Raw genomic sequence first — 15,835 nt, 5'->3', positions numbered from 1 at the left:
CGGAAACCCTAGTAATAGGGATATTAAGACCGAAATGTCTTAAGAATCCCCGTCGCGATCGCGCGGGGAGTGTCAAAAAATCAAGTGAGTTTCTTCTGAATCATCGGAACTTTAAGAACCCTTACCGTGCTTCGGCAAATGGTGCAGCAAATACCACAACACGGCTACATTTGCGATAAATGCCGCTAACTTAAGTACGGTGACACCCTGAACTAACTCATAAATTTCAGGCGGGATACTGATGCCTACCAGCACTAAAACTAAGATTGTTGCCCAGCCTTTTTCGTACCATAAACCCACCGCTTCAACAGCAGTTAAAACTGCATAGAGTCCGGCAGCCATTCCGCTAAACAGTAAGGTTTTAGGCTTAACAATTAGAACTTTATCTAATAAAAATTCAACAATCTTAAGTTTGGTTTCTAAGAAGAAAGAATCCGAAAAATCCTCCAAGGCTTGATGATTCTTCAGTGCTAAAAGCAAAGCGATCGAAGTTACTGTCAAGAGGGCAGCAACAAAAGTTTTGTAAAGGACAATTGCGATTAAACCAGGAGGGCGCTGTTTATTCAAATTAATTTTGGGAATATCAATAATGTGCGATCGGCTTCTTAGCATCTTTGGGATTGAAAACTCAAAAGTTAGTATAGTGCACCAGCAATTAGCCGATCGATTATAGAAAAAATAACGCGCGGCTGACACACCCTACTAAGCTTGAGGATAACGTTGTGCTAAGAAAGAGATCGCAGAAGCCCGATCGCCCAAATCGCCATCCAACCTCGCCGCCAACAAATCATCCAACATACGTTTAAACCCAGGCCCCGGCTTATAGCCCAAAGCCTTCAAATCGTTGCCGTTTAAAGGCGGCTCAACATTTGCCCACTTGGTGATATATGCCCAAATTTGGCCGCGGACACTTCGCGGACTTTGCAGGGCAATCGCAATTAACACCGGCAATTCATAATTCCTCAACAGCAACACCAATTGACTCGGCAAATTGCACTTCGGCAAATTCTCTACTAGCTGGTTCTTTCCGGCTTCCAAATGTTGCAGCCGCTTAATGCTGTCAGCGGGTAACTGAAGATTTGCAGCCACCTTGTCGCGATATTCCGGTGCTAAATAAGCTATCAAAACTTCCAGCCGCATCTGCCAATCGGGAATATTAATAATTGGGAATTGGGAATTGGGAATTGGGAATTGGGAATTGGGAATTGGGAATTGGGAATTTTCTCTTCCTTCATCCTTCTTCCTTCTTCCGACGGACATCGGACTGACATCCGTTACATCCGTTACAGAATCCGTTGCCGAACTTCCCTCCTCCTTCTTCCTGACATCCGTTACATCCGTTACATCCGTTACATAATCCGTTGCCGAACTTCCTTCTTGCTTCTTCCTGACATCCTTTACATCCGTTACATCCGTTACATCCGTTACAGAATCCGTTGCCGAACTTCCTTCTTGCTTCTTCCTGACATCCTTTACATCCGTTACATCCGTTACATCCGTTACAGAATCCGTTGCCGAACTTCCCTCCTCCTTCTTCCTGACATCCGTTACATCCGTTACATAATCCGTTGCCGAACCTTCCTTCTTCCTTCCATTCAAACACCGATCGAGCAAACGCAGTTGCCGCCACAACTGGCGATCCAACTCCAAACTAGGATGAATGCAGCGCAAAGCCTGCAAATCTCCTAACATTTGCAAAGCAACTTTCCAGTAAGGAGCTTGCAAAATGTATTTCAACTCGCTTTTCAGCCGAGTTTCCAAAGCCGGAGCTCGGCCGTTTTCTCCCTGAATGCGGTAATAAATCCCGCTTTCCAAAGCGTGGCGGATATATCCTTCAGTCTGCGGCTCGATCGCAAATCCCAGCCGCACCGCAAACCGCACAGCGCGATAAATTCGCGTCGGATCTTCGATAAAACTGTTGGCGTGCAAAACTCGAATTTGCCGCGCTTCCAAATCCAGCAAACCGCCAAAAAAATCTAACAATTCGCCGCTGCGAGGAACACCCAACCGCACAGCCAGCGCATTAATTGTAAAATCCCTGCGGTACAAATCTTGACGGATCGAACTCGCTTCAACTTCAGGATTTGCAGCCGGATAAGGGTAAAATTCAGTGCGAGCCGTAGCGATATCCACCCACAGGGAGCCGAAAGCAGAGTCTTTGTGCCACAAAAGCGCGGCGGTTTGAAATTGACCGTGAACGTCCAAACGCGAGTCGGGGTAAAGCTTTTGCAGCGATGCAGCTAACTCGACACCGGCACCGGAATCGTCGGAACCGCAGTTTCCATCCACTACCAAATCAATGTCAGTTAGTGCCAGTCGATCGTCCGTCGCTAAATTATTTGTGGCACTATCAGCAACAGGCAAGATGCCTGTTCCACAAGAGTTTAATGTGGTTGTGGGGTGGGCATCTTGCCCGCCCTCGGTATCATCCGTCGCTAACAGTAAATCCCGCACTGCGCCACCGACAATATAAAGTTGCCAGCCGCGCTCTCGTGCAATATTGGCTGCGATCGACAATAATTGCCACAATTCGGCACTGATGCGCGATCGCAACAACTGTTCCACTGATTCGGGCACGGCACAATAAGACAATTCTGCATTACTTCCCCTGTCACGCGCTTTTTGCTGGTGCAATTCCCGCAACACGTCAGTGCGAGTCACAATTCCCACCAGTTGGCCGTTTTCCAATACTGGCAAGCGCCCGATATCGTATGTCACCATTAAAGATTCAATTTCCGGCAGCAAAGTATCTGGGGCGATCGTTTTTAGCTGCGGAGTCATGTAACCCTTCACCGGGGCGTGACTGAAACCGTGGTGCAGGGCAATGTCTATGTCGCGGCGCGAGATAATCCCGGTAAGCCGATCGCCCGCATCGACCACCGAAAGCCCCGAATGTCCGTAACGCAGGAGGATACGGTGAGCCTCTCCCACCGAGGTTTCCGGGCGAATACTCCGCACTGGAGACGACATTAATTCGCGGGCTGTGGGAGGGTGGGGAATTTGAGTTTTGAGTTCGTCAGCTAACTGATTTAAAGTCAGCAGGGGGTCAACATCGCGGGTGGCGAGGGAAGCGGCGCGGGCGTGGCCTCCGCCGCCGAAGGGTTTGAACAATTCGCTGAGGTTTGTGCCTTCGATGCGCGATCGACCGATAATAGTTAATCGATTGGAAACTGGCGATTCGGGAGCGATGTTGCGGTTTTTTTCGTTTTCGCTAAATTTATAAACATTGCCTAAAAGCAGAGCATCGGTTTCAGTCAAATCGAGCAAGCGAGAAGCCAGCGAAGAAAGTCCTGGAACGTAAGCTTCAGTAGATAGCAGCACCCAGGCTACGCTGTAACCGTGCAAAGTTTCCGATCGCAAATTATTCAGCGCTTCTCTGAGCAAATCTTGCAATTGAGGAGACAAACCGGGTTCTACATATTCAGCGATTACCCGCAAACTCGCTCCCTGTTCCATCAACCAGGCCAAAGCTATTGCATCTCGGGCTGTTGCGCCGTCAAAGGTGAGGGAACCTGTATCGACGTGGATGCCGAGGGCCATTACTGTTGCTTCTGAAGGCTGAAGGTGAAATTCTGGATCGCTCTTTTCTCTGAGCTTTTCGACAATTAATGTAGTGGTGGCTCCGACTGCTTCGATCTGGGTAACAGTAGCGGGAATGTCCAAATGGGCCTGTAGGTGATGGTCGAAAACCGCTATTTCGCTCAGGTGTGGCAAATCCAGCCACTCGGCGGCTTTTCCCAAACGATCGCGCTGCGAGGCATCAACTATACTAATCGATCGAATTTGTTGCGGATTGACCGATCGGCGTTCAATCAGCGGGTACTCGTCGCGGTGTAGCGCCAAAAAATCCCGCACCGTCGGGTGACACCCGCCTGCGAGCACGATCCTGCTACCGGGGCGCAGCACGCAAAGTCCCACCGCCGCCCCCAAGGCGTCAAAATCTGCTGTTGTGTGGCACAAAACTAAGTCCATAGCCGAAAATCCCGCATCTCTAACTCTCACAGTAGCAATTTCTCGGACTCTGACACCGGATGTGTCGATCGGGCTTTAACTTAACCTTTCCAGTTTTCTATCGTGTAGCGAACAATGATAAAATTGATAAAAATCTCAAGAACCGCTGACGCCTGTTCGCGCAACGCCCGAATTTGCACTGGTTCTTTCCTATCAATCAACCGACAATCTCTCGATCGAGTATCGGGAAACTGTCAAAAACTAGAATTTGGAAGATTTTTTTCGGTTCTGGAAAACTATTTCCGATCAACGCACGGTTATATCGAAAGGAGAAAAGATGTTATCAATTCTGTTTCAAGTGGTTTTACTGGGTCTGGTACTGCTGTCTTTTGTGATGGTCGTTGGCGTGCCAGTTGCTTATGCCTCTCCCCAAAACTGGAATCAGTCTAAATCCCTGATTTATGTCGGGTCTGGTCTCTGGTTTTTGCTGGTTATTGCAGTGGGTGTATTGAACTTTTTAGTCGTTTAATTTCACCCAACTCTCTCGAACAAAGAAGGTAAAAGATAGAAGGATGAAGGCATTCGCCAGGGATTGAAAGGCATTCGGCAGAAGCTAGGAATTTTCCAGGCCGCGCGATCCTGTATGTTTTTGCACTTGAAATTCAGATGAGATGCTGCTGCTTTCTGACTTTTGCCTTCTCACAAACAAAAATCTAAAATCTAAAACCTAAAATCTAAACTAGAACACTATGACTGTTTACGAGGGAACTTTTACTCAAACAGAATCTTTGCGGTTTGCTATTGTCATCGGTCGTTTTAATGATTTGATTGTCAACAAACTTTTGGAAGGATGTCAAGATTGTTTGAAACGCCACGGGGTTGATATTAATCCTCATGGGAATCAAGTTGATTTTTATTGGGTTCCGGGATGTTTTGAGATTCCTTTGGTGGCGCGCCAAGCTGCTTTTTCTCGCCGCTACGATGCGGTAATCTGTCTGGGTGCGGTAATTCGGGGCCAAACTCCTCATTTCGATTTTGTGGCTGGTGAGGTTTCTAAGGGAATTGCTGCGGCTGCTTTTCAAAGCGGGGTGCCGGTGATTTTTGGCGTGGTGACGACTGACACGATGCAGCAAGCTTTGGAAAGGGCCGGAATTAAGAGCAATTTGGGCTGGAATTATGCGATGAGTGCTTTGGAAATGGGCACTTTGATGCGTCAAGTTAATGGTTTGGGCGCAAATTCTTACGAGCAATTACCTGCAACTACTGCTGTTCAAGTGCTTTCGGGTGAGGCTAATCGGGCTTGATGTATTGGGTGCATCTCAACCAGTGCAAGGGCGAAGCATTCCGGCAGACGATTGATTATTGAGAACCAGAGATTTACTGCCGGAATGCTTCGCCCCTACGAATATATTTGCACTCGTTGAAGTACGATCGCAAAACTAAGTTATCTCTCTACGCGGAAGCAGGGATTTCTAATTATTGGATATTTAACTTGGTTGATAATCAACTGGCAATGTACAGCGAACCCGATCAAAAAAGACAAGGGGATTTCAATTATCGATCGCAAAAAGTGGTTATGCCCGATGAAGCTGTTGCAATTCCGGGTTTTCCCGATTTGTCTCTGGATTTGTCTTTGGTGTTTCCAGCCTAATTTAAAAATAAGATACAATCGCTCACAACGATCGATCGCGTAGATACTGATTTTAGATTTAGTCGATCGGCGCGATCGGTATTTTGACATTGTGGACGCTCTATCATAGCACACTTCACTTCCAATGTCAAGGACTTTTGGCAACGTTGCCAAAAGTCCTTGTGCCATCTTTGAGCTTTCCGCATACTAATCGCTAGACAGAGGAAACCACAACATGATCCAAACCATATCCAAAACAATCACGTTTGATGAGTTCGTTGCTTGGTATCCAGAGAACTCTGTCCACAAGTACGAATTACACAATGGAGTAATTGTTGAAATGCCTTTAGGAACCGGCGACCATTCCGACGTTACGGGTTTCATCTCCAGTGAAATCAATTTTGAAATCAGGCGACTGCAATTACCCTACTCAATTCCAGGTGACTGCTTACTCAAGCTTTCCCGTGATGAAGCAGGTTATCAGCCAGACGTAATAGTCTTAGACAGAACCGCACTTGCAAACGAACCACGCTGGAAAAAAGAATCCATCATCACGATGGGGTCTTCGGTACGACTGGCTGTAGAAGTAGTCAGCACGAACTGGCAAGATGATTACCTGGTTAAAGTAGCTGATTATGAAAGACTGGGTATCCCGGAATATTGGGTTGTGGATTATGCTGCTTTGGGCGGCAGACGCTTCATTGGCAATCCGAAACAACCTACTATCTCGGTTTACCAGTTGGTTGACGGGGAATATCAAATCAACCAGTTTCAGGGAGATGACATAGTTGAGTCGCTGGCGTTCCCAGAGTTGAGGTTGACGGCCGACCAGATTTTTGTCGCTGGCTTGCCGAACTAGCGAGTCGAAATTATGCAAAGGGTGATCTTCTATGTGACGATCGCATACGAACACGACAACAGTCGAGAGCTTTCACTTACACATTGCAGATCATCAAATTGTGTGATACCATAAAACGTTCTTAGAAATATCGCAACAGCAAATATTACTTCATGGCAACGAAGCCAACGATCGCATTTACTCACCTCGGCTGCGAAAAAAATCGCATCGATACCGAACACATGATTGGCTTGCTGGCTCAAGCGGGCTATCAAGTGGATTCTAATGAAGAATTAGCCGATTACGTCGTCGTCAATACTTGCAGTTTTATCCAAGCTGCGCGAGAAGAGTCAGTCCGCACCTTGGTAGAATTGGCAGAAGCTAATAAAAAAGTAGTCATCACCGGCTGCATGGCACAGCATTTTAAACAAGAATTGCTGGACGAATTGCCGGAAGCAGTCGCAATTGTCGGCACGGGCGACTATCATAAAATCGTCGATGTCATGCAGCAGGTCGAAAAGGGCGATCGAGTTTCCCTCGTCTCTAGCGAACCTACTTACATCGCTGACGAAACAACTCCCCGCTACCGCACGACATCGGAAGGTGTCGCTTATCTGCGAATAGCAGAGGGCTGTGACTACCGCTGTGCTTTTTGCATTATCCCGCATCTGCGCGGAAATCAACGGTCGCGGACGATCGAATCTATCGTCGCCGAAGCTAAGCAATTGGCGTCGGAAGGGGTAAAGGAAATTATCCTAATTTCTCAAATTACCACCAACTACGGCAAAGATATCTACGGCGAACCCAAACTTGCCGAACTGCTTCGGGCTTTGGGTGAAGTAGATGTGCCTTGGATTCGGATGCACTACGCCTATCCTACAGGTTTGACTCCGCAAGTTGTCGCGGCAATCCGGGAAACGCCTAACGTTTTACCTTATTTGGATTTACCCCTGCAACATTCCCATCCCGAAATTCTGCGGGCGATGAATCGGCCTTTTCAAGCGGGGATCAATGATGCTATAGTCGATCGGCTCAAAGCAGCAATTCCCGGCGCCGTAATGCGGACAACTTTTATTGTCGGCTTCCCGGGCGAAACCGAAGAACACGCAGCACACTTGCTGGAATTTGTCAAGCGCCACGAATTCGATCACGTCGGAGTATTCACATTTTCCGCCGAAGAAGGCACCCCAGCCTACAGCTTGCCAAATCAACTGCCAGCAGAAACAATGGAAATTTGGCGCAATTCGGTAATGGCGGCACAACAACCTATATCATTGAAGAAGAATCAAGAGTCTGTCGGTCAGGTAGTTGATGTCCTGATAGAACAAGAACAACCAGAGACAGGCGAGTTGATTGGTAGATCCGCCCGATTTTCCCCAGAAGTAGATGGACTCGTCTATGTGACAGGAGAAGCGCGGCTGGGTTCGATCGTATCTGTGAAAATTACTGGTGCAGATGTCTACGACCTTCATGGTGAAATATAAGTCTTGCTGCAACTGTCGCGATCGGGCGACGTGGCGAACCAAAACCGGACACTAGCCAAAAATGATTAGCCGATTGTGCAGAAAAAGTAACGGTTTGTACAACATTGTGCAAAGATACGTAGGAAAGGGGTTAATAAACCTTTAGTAGCCTCTAGTGGCAATCGACGCTCCCCGTCGGGGTGCGGTAATCTCTACAGAACGATCGGAAAATTTTAACAAATTTAATCTTTTGTTTCTGAATGTAAAGAGTTATGATGATAACAAGCCAGAAATAAGCGGGGATAATCTTGAGATTGCTTCGCCGTCCGCCCTACACCACAACGGTATACCGAAAGAGTGTTGAGATGGATAGGCGGTAACGGTCGCAGCATTCCCTGCTCAATCCCGCAGGCGACGGATTGCGGGATAGCGCCTGAACGAAAAAACCTGTTACTACTATTACTATGTAGTAAAGTGGGGCTGGTCATGATCCTCACTATAAAATGCCTAAGAGGGAAAGCTTGCAAGTACCTCAAAGGAAGTCCAATGTCCTGTTTTAAGAATGTTGGAAGCCTATAACCCGACCCCTGGCGGTTGGTATCGGTGATGTCACAAAATCAAAGACGGCTGTCGAATTGGTAAATTTAGTCACCATCGACGGAGCTGCCCTATACTCGATTGCTATTTAAGAAGGTGCGCGCAGGCGCAGCACCATAAAGAACTCTTATGAGTTCCTGCCGCCGAGCAGAAATCCGCATCCGAGTTGGGCAACTTAGAAGGCTAAGACTCGTTATTAGGAGCATTAATGAATTTATTGTTTGAAGGCTTAGGTCTTTCGGAAGAACTCGTTCTCCATCTGGAAACACTAGGCTTTACAGAACCTACTCCCATCCAAGTACAAGCAATTCCGCACTTGCTAGCAGGTCGCGACGTTGTGGGCCAAGCCCAAACAGGGACAGGCAAAACGGCAGCATTCTCGTTGCCCATCTTGGAGCGGATTGATTTAGACCTCACGGCGGTGCAAGCACTCGTGCTGACACCGACTCGCGAATTGGCGATGCAAGTAACTGAAGCCATTCGCGATTTGAGCGGCATCAGCAGCGACGGCCCGGTAAAAGTCGGTCGCTCTCTGCAAGTTCTGACAGTGTACGGCGGTCAATCGATCGATCGACAAATGCAGCGTTTGAAGCGCGGCGTTCACATCGTTGTCGGTACACCCGGACGCATATTGGATATGCTCAGCCGCGGCAGCCTGAAACTAGACAAGGTAAAATGGCTGGTTTTGGATGAAGCTGACGAAATGCTGAGCATGGGCTTTATCCAAGATGTGGAAAAAATCTTGGATGCTGCACCAAAAGAACGTCAAACAGCGTTTTTCTCGGCGACGATGGAAGCTTCCATTCGGAAATTGGTGTCGCGGCATTTGCGCAACCCAGTTAACGTCACCGTAGAACAGCCAAAAGCAACGCCAAAGCGCATCAGCCAAGGCGTGTACATGATTCCCCGGGGCTGGTCGAAGGCAAGAGCTTTGCAGCCAATTCTCGAAATGGAAGACCCGGAATCTGCACTGATTTTTGTGCGGACTCGCCAGTCGGCTGCGGAACTCACCAGCCAACTGCAAGCAGCAGGTCACAGCGTTGACGAGTATCACGGTAATTTGAATCAGGCACAGCGGGAACGCTTGCTGCATCGGTTCCGCCAATGTCAGGTGCGCTGGGTAGTGGCGACTGATATTGCGGCACGGGGTTTGGATGTGGATCACTTGACTCACGTTATTAACTACGATTTGCCCGATAGCGTAGAAAGCTACGTTCACCGGATCGGACGCACGGGCCGGGCCGGTCGCGAAGGAACGGCGATTACGCTGATTCAACCGGTCGATCGCCGCAAACTGCGCTTAATTGAACGCCACGTGCGATCGAGCTTGACGGTGCGAAACATTCCGACAAGGGCGCAAATTGAAGCTCGTCAGTTGGAAAAGATGCAGGGTAAAGTTCGCGAAGCTTTGGCTGGCGAACGGATGGCATCTTTCTTGCCTCTGGTGTCTCAGTTATCCGAGGAGTACGACTCCCACGCGATCGCCGCTGCTGCTTTGCAAATGGCTTTCGATCAAAGCCGTCCGGCTTGGATGGGCGCTGATTACGCTCAACAAGAAGATCCCCCGATTGGCGGAGAAAACAGCGTCAAGCCTATCTTGATCAAGAAGCGGGCTAAGACTGGTGCGCCGAGTAATTCTGTAGCGCCGACTTTTTCAGGAACACCGAGTGCTCCTGTTCCCCAAAACAGCTAATTGGTAGGGTGCACAATGTGCACCTTATTTAGAATTTTTGTAGAGATGCGATCGATCGCACCTCTACTTTCTTTTATGGGTGTGATCCCAAATCCGAGATCGCGGGCGCGGTTGAAACCGCGAACAAACTTTCGTCCACTCCTAGCGGACTGAGAATTGGATAAGTAAAGATGCAAGGAAAGCGATCGGACAATTGCTGTAACTAATTCTACGCTGAGTACGTTAATTGATGAATAGGGTACTAAGTGTCAAAATGTGATTACTTTAATCCATCAGCTTCAGTTACCTGATTTGAGCGATCGACAAAAAGCTGAAATTCTAGCAGAGTTCCTTCCTCTCTGCAATCCATCTCAACGTTCACTGCGGAGAGGAGTTTCAGACACTAATTGCTGAGGAAATGACAAAATTGTCGGATGATGATGAAGAGGATTAAGGAGACGCGGGCGATCGCACATCAGGAAAAAGCCCTCCAGTCAACTCACAGAAATGCTAAAAATCCTCATCAATAAGGAATAAAGTCATTACTACAAACTTGTGAACCGGGACTTTTGCACTGTTGTTTAATATTTCAGTTTAGCTGCGTGCTCACAATAATTTTTTGCACGCGATCGCCCTTAATTTCCACAATCAAATTAGAAGCCTTTTGGTCATTGCTGTAAGTCAACCGAGTCACTCCACCCTGCACAGATTGCGACCCGTAACCGTAAGTTTTAACAACTTTTTGGCTGTTATCTCCTAGCTTCACACCATCAATTGTCAGAAACTTGGGATTGGTAGTAGAAACTAAATAAACTTTGCCATCCCATGCTGCTACCGTCAATCCTGAGTAGGTTAGCGTGCGAATCTTGCCGCCGATGCCAGGCCCAGCAGGTTTAGTTTCGTCGCGCTGCGGTTTTCCCAACTTACGTTTTGCCTCTTCTACAGCCATCCCCAACCGAACGCCGCCAATCCCCAGGCGCGAATAGTTCAGTGCCGTCGGCTTTTGTGTCGCGCTGAGCATTCTTTCTAAAGCGACAACAGTTTGATTCATACCGGCAACGGGGCGAACTAAAGCAGCAAATCCTAAGCTCGAAATTGCGAGATTGATCGTGATGCTAGCGACGGCTGTTGTCACAAACCATTTTACCATTTTTTTTATAGCTTTATTTGGCAGTTTATTCGGGCGATCGCCCGCTCAATCCGGATTGATACTAATAGGACTTACACAAACACTCCTGGACGCAGGGCGATGCTTTGAAACCGAATTTTTTTACCAAAACTACACAAAGAAACCCGGTTTTTACCATAAATCTTAGGTTTAACAGTGAGGTATTCAGCAATAAACCGGGTTTCTAGCGCAACCTACGTAAGTCCTGACTAATATTTTTTAAGCTTTGAAAACCCCCAATTTCGGGCGAACCGAATTTGCTCCCGCACAAGCTTGCGTCCGCCTGCGAGGACTGAAAGAAAGAATAAAGGAGGTAAATCAACGGAAATTGCTGTGATATCCTAACAAAAGCCATATCTCGATAAAATTAGCAATTTAGATGACCGCAACAGATTCTATTAAGCACCAAAAATCCAAAGCCCTGAAACCAGGTAGCCGCCGCCCCGCTAAAGAACTTTGCAGCGAGTGCGGTTTGTGCGATACATATTACATCCATTATGTCAAGGAATCTTGCGCTTTCTTAACACAGCATATCGCAGAATTAGAAGCAGAGATTCACGGGCGATCGCGAAATCTCGACAATCCCGACGATTGGTATTTCGGAGTCAGTCAAAACATGATGGCGGCTCGGAAAAAAGAGCCGATCGAGGGCGCTCAGTGGACGGGAATCGTCAGCACAATTGCGATTGAAATGCTCGAAAAAGGAATTGTAGAAGGCGTTGTTTGCGTCCAAAATACAAAGGAAGACCGCTTTCAGCCGATGCCGATTATTGCGAGAAATCGCGAAGAAATTCTGGCCGCAAAAGTAAACAAACCCACTCTCTCCCCCAACCTTTCAGTATTAGAACAAATCGAACAATCGGGGATGAAGCGACTGTTAGTAATTGGCGTCGGCTGTCAAATTCAAGCCTTGCGAACAGTCGAGAAAAAACTCGGTTTAGAAAAGCTCTACGTTTTGGGAACTCCCTGTGTGGATAATGTCAGCCGTGCAGGCTTGCAGAAATTCCTAGACACGACTAGCCGCTCTCCCGAAACAGTTGTGTCTTATGAGTTTATGCAAGACTTTAACGTTCACTTCAAACACGAAGATGGTTCGGAAGAAAAAGTGCCGTTCTTCGGGTTGAATACTAAGGAGTTGAAAGATGTTTTTGCTCCTTCTTGTTTGAGCTGTTTTGATTATGTCAATTCTTTAGCAGATTTAGTTGTGGGCTACATGGGCGCACCTTTTGGCTGGCAGTGGATTGTAGTGCGAAATGACACCGGGCAAGAGATGTTAGACTTGGTAACGGATCAGTTAAATACTCAGCCGGTGATGTCTCAGGGAAACAGAAAAGAAGCGGTTCAGCAAAGCATTCCGGCTTATGAAAAAGGGGTGACTTTGCCGATGTGGGCGGCGAAGTTAATGGGAGTGTTTATTGAAAGAATTGGGCCGAAGGGTTTGGAATATGCTCGGTTTTCGATTGATTCTCATTTCACTCGCAATTATCTGTACGTGAAGCGGAATTACCCGGAGAAATTGGAGGCTCATGTGCCGGAATATGCTAAGCGGATTGTCGGGCAGTATAAGTTGCCAGATTTGTAAACTTGTCGGGTGCCAAGCGTCAGAAGCTGTTGGATTATTGAAACAATAATGCTACTGACGCACCTTACGAGTCTACGCCTGAGCGGCGATCGCCTTGCGGTAAACGATCTTGTCATCGCCCGCTTTGTAGAAGTCGCGGATGCGCGCTTCCTCGTCGTAACCGCACTTGCGGTAGAACGCCCGCGTGCGATCGAACTCTGGTAGTCCCGACGTTTCCACCAGCAGCACGCGCCCGCCCCGCGCCGTCAATGTTTGTTCAACGTACCGCAGCAGTGTCGCACCGCGTCCTTGTCCCTGGCGATCGGGTAGGATGGCGATTAATTGCAGGTTCCACGTGCGATCGGTCATCGGTTCCAGTTCGCAGTAGGCGACACCCACGGGCCCGCCGTCGTCATCGGTAATCCAGAAGCGATCGCTGTCGCTGTCGCTGTTACCGCTGAAGTAATCGGCCACCATTTCGCGAACCTCGTCGAGTTGGTTCGCCTCGAACAAGCCAGTCGCTTCGGCTAGGGCGATTAGGGCGATCGTGTCATCGGGGGTGGTCGATCGAATCATGATGAACTCCAGTTGAAATCTTGTAGCGTGCCCAGCGTCAGAAGCTGTTGGATATTGAAACAATAACGCTAACTAACGCACCCTAGGAGTCGGCTGAATTATTAGACAAAATTGCATTCATTCGCAAATTCTCTTGAAAGTATCTGCGTTGATCTGTGTTTATCTGCATTACATCTGCGGTTAACCTATCAATCAAACATTTATGCAATAAATCTCTTGTAGAGTGCGTCGGTAAATAACGCCTGGATTATTGAAAAAATAACGCCAACTGACGCACCCTACAGTTTCTATGACAAATGCGCACATTCCTACAAATCAGCAGCGTGTTGCTTCAATTCATCCAAAGAAACGTATTCCAAAGTCAAGGCGTGAGTCGCGGCCAAAACCACAGGCGGTGCAACTCCTGCATCCATTGCTTCCTTCCAGCGAGAAGCGCACAAACACCAGCAATCCCCAGGCTTCAAACCGGGAAAGTTAAATTCGGGAACCGGAGTGCTCAAATCATTTCCATTCGACTTGGTGAATGTCAAAAACTCTTCCGTCAGTTGAGCACAAACTGTGTGAGCCCCGAAGTCGCCGCCGCCTGTATTGCATTGGCCGTCCCGATAATAGCCCGTCATTGGCGAAGTGCAGCAAGTCTCTAATTTTCCGCCCAGCACATTTGTAGCTTCCGTCACCATCGCAACTCCTGAGTAAAACTCTTCGATCTAATTTTACACAAATCGTTGTTTAGGAATGAAAATTTAATAACTTCCACTCTTGAAAGTGGGGAGTAGGGGTTGGGCGTCCCGCCCATCCCACAATAACAATTAAAATTGTAAGTTATTTAATTTGCGATCCTTATATATTTTTTTCCATTGCAAAGTTAATAAACTTTTGTCCTCTCCGTTCTACTTCTTGCTTTCTAACAACTATAAATCCTTGGCTTTCAAAGAAAGGTTTAGCGGTAATACTAGCTTCTGTAAATAACTTTTTAATTCCTAAGTTTCGGGCTTTTGCATCAATCTGTGCTAAAATCAGCCGACCAACTCCTTGTCTTTGAAAATCTTGATGACAGTAAAAGCGATCGATATGGCCGCTGGCTTCTAATTCCGCAAAACCTGCAATTTTATCACCTTCTTCTGCTACGAAAGTAAATTTACTGCTTAAACTTTTAGTCCAACTTTCAAGATCGATATCGGCTGGAGCCCAAGCATCTACTTGTGCTTTTGTGTAATCGCGGATGTTTACTTGGTGTACGGTGTCGTAAAACAGTTTTAGAATTTGCTGGGTATCGCCGATTTCGTAGGTTCGTACTCTCATAAATTCTCTCACTTCGATCGCTTCTTTTATCTTAATTTGGCATTTTATACCGCTTCCGAAGGCGGACGGATGTTGGATTTTACCATTTTCTCTCATTTCTTGCAGGGCGATCGACCAAAAATTTACCACTTGACAAGATATACTGCTCTATGTTAAAGAAACAAAAGCCAACCTAACTCGAATTAACAGTACATAAATCCAGCAGCTTAACGAATAAGGATTGAAAGTTATGACAGAAATTGGGCCAGATCCAAACCGACCTTATCCGATGGCCGATCAGCGGCGCGTATGCTTCATCAAAAACTTTATTAAATCCCCCAACATTATCGTCGGCGATTACTCATATTACGACGATCCAATAGATCCAGAAAACTTTGAGAAAAATGTACTTTATAACTACGGAAACGATCGATTAATTATTGGTAAATTTTGTGCGATCGCCACCAACGTCAAATTCATTATGAACGGTGCGAATCACAAACTCGACGGGATTTCAACTTATCCTTTTCCGGTTTTTGGGAATGGTTGGGAAACAGCCATGAATTTATTAATCGAACTGCCAAGTAAAGGCGATACCGTCATTGACAATGATGTTTGGATTGGCTATGAATCCATGATTATGCCCGGAGTCAAAATCGGCGACGGTGCAGTTATTGCCGCCAAATCCGTTGTAGTAAAAGACATTCCCCCTTACACTGTTGTCGGTGGAAACCCCGCACATCCAATCAAACAGCGTTTTAGCGATGGTGAAGTTGCACAACTATTAGAAATTAGGTGGTGGGATTGGGAAATTGATAAGATTTCGCGCAATGTCAGCAAAATTATGCAAGGCGATATTCAAGCACTCAAAAATGCCGAGTGAATTTGCCCGATGATGTCAAAGTTTTAACTTTAGCAGAATTTGCCGAAATTGACAAAGCTTATGGCGGAAATGCCATGCCGCTCGGCTTTATTTTCGGCTTCGGAACAATCATCAGATTTATTGTCGGTCTGATTATTGGTAGAAGTTCACGGGGTTAGCGTGGCAGAAGAGAAGGAGGAATCCGACCAGAACGGGCATTCAAGACAGATTCAGTC

At 47.1% G+C, this 15,835-nt stretch carries 15 protein-coding genes; 9 read left to right on the top strand and 6 right to left on the bottom strand.

The annotated features are described in order from the left end of the window. Positions 1 to 111: 111 nt before the first annotated feature. Both QUB70_RS27650 and QUB70_RS27645 read right to left on the bottom strand, forming a co-directional pair. Positions 112 to 612, bottom strand: a complete 501-nt coding sequence (locus QUB70_RS27650) for a DUF2127 domain-containing protein (protein ID WP_332984741.1) — start codon at positions 610 to 612, stop codon at positions 112 to 114. A 90-nt stretch (positions 613 to 702) separates the two neighbouring features. Beyond that, entirely contained in the window at positions 703 to 3,972 is a 3,270-nt protein-coding gene (locus QUB70_RS27645; protein ID WP_332984743.1) for a CBS domain-containing protein, read from the bottom strand. 316 nt (positions 3,973 to 4,288) lie between these two features. Between QUB70_RS27645 and psbZ the strand changes: the two genes are divergently transcribed. The 6 genes from psbZ (at position 4,289) to QUB70_RS27615 (ending at position 10,172) form a co-directional block, all read left to right on the top strand. Beyond that, positions 4,289 to 4,480, top strand: a complete 192-nt coding sequence (psbZ, locus tag QUB70_RS27640) for a photosystem II reaction center protein PsbZ (protein WP_190735314.1) — start codon at positions 4,289 to 4,291, stop codon at positions 4,478 to 4,480. Between the two features lie 220 nt (positions 4,481 to 4,700). Next, on the top strand, positions 4,701 to 5,255 hold the full coding sequence (gene ribH / locus QUB70_RS27635) for a 6,7-dimethyl-8-ribityllumazine synthase (protein ID WP_332984739.1): 555 nt from the start codon (positions 4,701 to 4,703) through the stop codon (positions 5,253 to 5,255). Positions 5,256 to 5,362: 107 nt separating this feature from the next. Then, the gene (locus tag QUB70_RS27630; protein WP_332984738.1) at positions 5,363 to 5,602 is read left to right on the top strand and encodes a Uma2 family endonuclease; all 240 of its coding nucleotides are present in this window, start codon (positions 5,363 to 5,365) and stop codon (positions 5,600 to 5,602) included. A gap of 214 nt (positions 5,603 to 5,816) precedes the next feature. Then, positions 5,817 to 6,440, top strand: a complete 624-nt coding sequence (locus QUB70_RS27625; protein ID WP_332984737.1) for a Uma2 family endonuclease — start codon at positions 5,817 to 5,819, stop codon at positions 6,438 to 6,440. 152 nt (positions 6,441 to 6,592) lie between these two features. Beyond that, complete coding sequence (gene rimO, locus QUB70_RS27620) at positions 6,593 to 7,903, top strand: 30S ribosomal protein S12 methylthiotransferase RimO (RefSeq protein ID WP_332984736.1); 1,311 nt, start codon at positions 6,593 to 6,595, stop codon at positions 7,901 to 7,903. A gap of 784 nt (positions 7,904 to 8,687) precedes the next feature. Next, positions 8,688 to 10,172 (top strand): DEAD/DEAH box helicase, encoded by a 1,485-nt coding sequence (locus QUB70_RS27615; RefSeq protein ID WP_332984735.1) that lies wholly within the window; start codon positions 8,688 to 8,690, stop codon positions 10,170 to 10,172. Positions 10,173 to 10,740: 568 nt separating this feature from the next. On the opposite strand, the gene QUB70_RS27610 is transcribed toward QUB70_RS27615, so the two are convergent. Then, entirely contained in the window at positions 10,741 to 11,286 is a 546-nt protein-coding gene (locus QUB70_RS27610) for a hypothetical protein (RefSeq protein ID WP_332984734.1), read from the bottom strand. Positions 11,287 to 11,698: 412 nt separating this feature from the next. Here QUB70_RS27610 and QUB70_RS27605 point away from each other — a divergent pair, with 412 nt between their 5' ends. After that, positions 11,699 to 12,901 (top strand): Coenzyme F420 hydrogenase/dehydrogenase, beta subunit C-terminal domain, encoded by a 1,203-nt coding sequence (locus QUB70_RS27605; protein ID WP_332984733.1) that lies wholly within the window; start codon positions 11,699 to 11,701, stop codon positions 12,899 to 12,901. Positions 12,902 to 12,973: 72 nt separating this feature from the next. Here QUB70_RS27605 and QUB70_RS27600 read toward each other — a convergent pair whose 3' ends face one another. From QUB70_RS27600 to QUB70_RS27590, 3 genes are all read right to left on the bottom strand, one after another. After that, entirely contained in the window at positions 12,974 to 13,456 is a 483-nt protein-coding gene (locus QUB70_RS27600) for a GNAT family N-acetyltransferase (RefSeq protein WP_332984732.1), read from the bottom strand. Positions 13,457 to 13,764: 308 nt separating this feature from the next. Further along, positions 13,765 to 14,136, bottom strand: a complete 372-nt coding sequence (locus tag QUB70_RS27595; RefSeq protein WP_332984731.1) for a DUF2237 family protein — start codon at positions 14,134 to 14,136, stop codon at positions 13,765 to 13,767. Between the two features lie 160 nt (positions 14,137 to 14,296). Further along, positions 14,297 to 14,854, bottom strand: coding sequence for a GNAT family N-acetyltransferase (locus QUB70_RS27590; RefSeq protein ID WP_332984729.1), 558 nt, complete (start codon positions 14,852 to 14,854; stop codon positions 14,297 to 14,299). A 133-nt stretch (positions 14,855 to 14,987) separates the two neighbouring features. Between QUB70_RS27590 and QUB70_RS27585 the strand changes: the two genes are divergently transcribed. Both QUB70_RS27585 and QUB70_RS27580 read left to right on the top strand, forming a co-directional pair. Continuing rightward, positions 14,988 to 15,620 (top strand): Vat family streptogramin A O-acetyltransferase, encoded by a 633-nt coding sequence (locus tag QUB70_RS27585; RefSeq protein WP_332984728.1) that lies wholly within the window; start codon positions 14,988 to 14,990, stop codon positions 15,618 to 15,620. Beyond that, complete coding sequence (locus QUB70_RS27580; protein ID WP_332984726.1) at positions 15,617 to 15,778, top strand: hypothetical protein; 162 nt, start codon at positions 15,617 to 15,619, stop codon at positions 15,776 to 15,778. Before QUB70_RS27585 ends, QUB70_RS27580 begins: the two co-directional genes overlap by 4 nt. Positions 15,779 to 15,835 lie beyond the last annotated feature (57 nt).

The sequence above is a fragment of the Microcoleus sp. A003_D6 genome (genome assembly GCF_036702825.1).
Lineage (GTDB): Bacteria > Cyanobacteriota > Cyanobacteriia > Cyanobacteriales > Microcoleaceae > Microcoleus.
This window is presented reverse-complemented; position numbering and strand designations above follow the sequence as displayed.

What these genes read in the sequence shown, in the direction of transcription:
- QUB70_RS27650 (WP_332984741.1), bottom strand. Translation starts at nt 612, where the DNA reads ATGCTAAGAAGCCGATCGCACATTATTGATATTCCCAAAATTAATTTG.
- QUB70_RS27645 (WP_332984743.1), bottom strand. Translation starts at nt 3,972, where the DNA reads ATGGACTTAGTTTTGTGCCACACAACAGCAGATTTTGACGCCTTGGGG.
- psbZ (WP_190735314.1), top strand. Translation starts at nt 4,289, where the DNA reads ATGTTATCAATTCTGTTTCAAGTGGTTTTACTGGGTCTGGTACTGCTG.
- ribH (WP_332984739.1), top strand. Translation starts at nt 4,701, where the DNA reads ATGACTGTTTACGAGGGAACTTTTACTCAAACAGAATCTTTGCGGTTT.
- QUB70_RS27625 (WP_332984737.1), top strand. Translation starts at nt 5,817, where the DNA reads ATGATCCAAACCATATCCAAAACAATCACGTTTGATGAGTTCGTTGCT.
- rimO (WP_332984736.1), top strand. Translation starts at nt 6,593, where the DNA reads ATGGCAACGAAGCCAACGATCGCATTTACTCACCTCGGCTGCGAAAAA.
- QUB70_RS27615 (WP_332984735.1), top strand. Translation starts at nt 8,688, where the DNA reads ATGAATTTATTGTTTGAAGGCTTAGGTCTTTCGGAAGAACTCGTTCTC.
- QUB70_RS27605 (WP_332984733.1), top strand. Translation starts at nt 11,699, where the DNA reads ATGACCGCAACAGATTCTATTAAGCACCAAAAATCCAAAGCCCTGAAA.
- QUB70_RS27600 (WP_332984732.1), bottom strand. Translation starts at nt 13,456, where the DNA reads ATGATTCGATCGACCACCCCCGATGACACGATCGCCCTAATCGCCCTA.
- QUB70_RS27595 (WP_332984731.1), bottom strand. Translation starts at nt 14,136, where the DNA reads ATGGTGACGGAAGCTACAAATGTGCTGGGCGGAAAATTAGAGACTTGC.
- QUB70_RS27590 (WP_332984729.1), bottom strand. Translation starts at nt 14,854, where the DNA reads ATGAGAGAAAATGGTAAAATCCAACATCCGTCCGCCTTCGGAAGCGGT.
- QUB70_RS27585 (WP_332984728.1), top strand. Translation starts at nt 14,988, where the DNA reads ATGACAGAAATTGGGCCAGATCCAAACCGACCTTATCCGATGGCCGAT.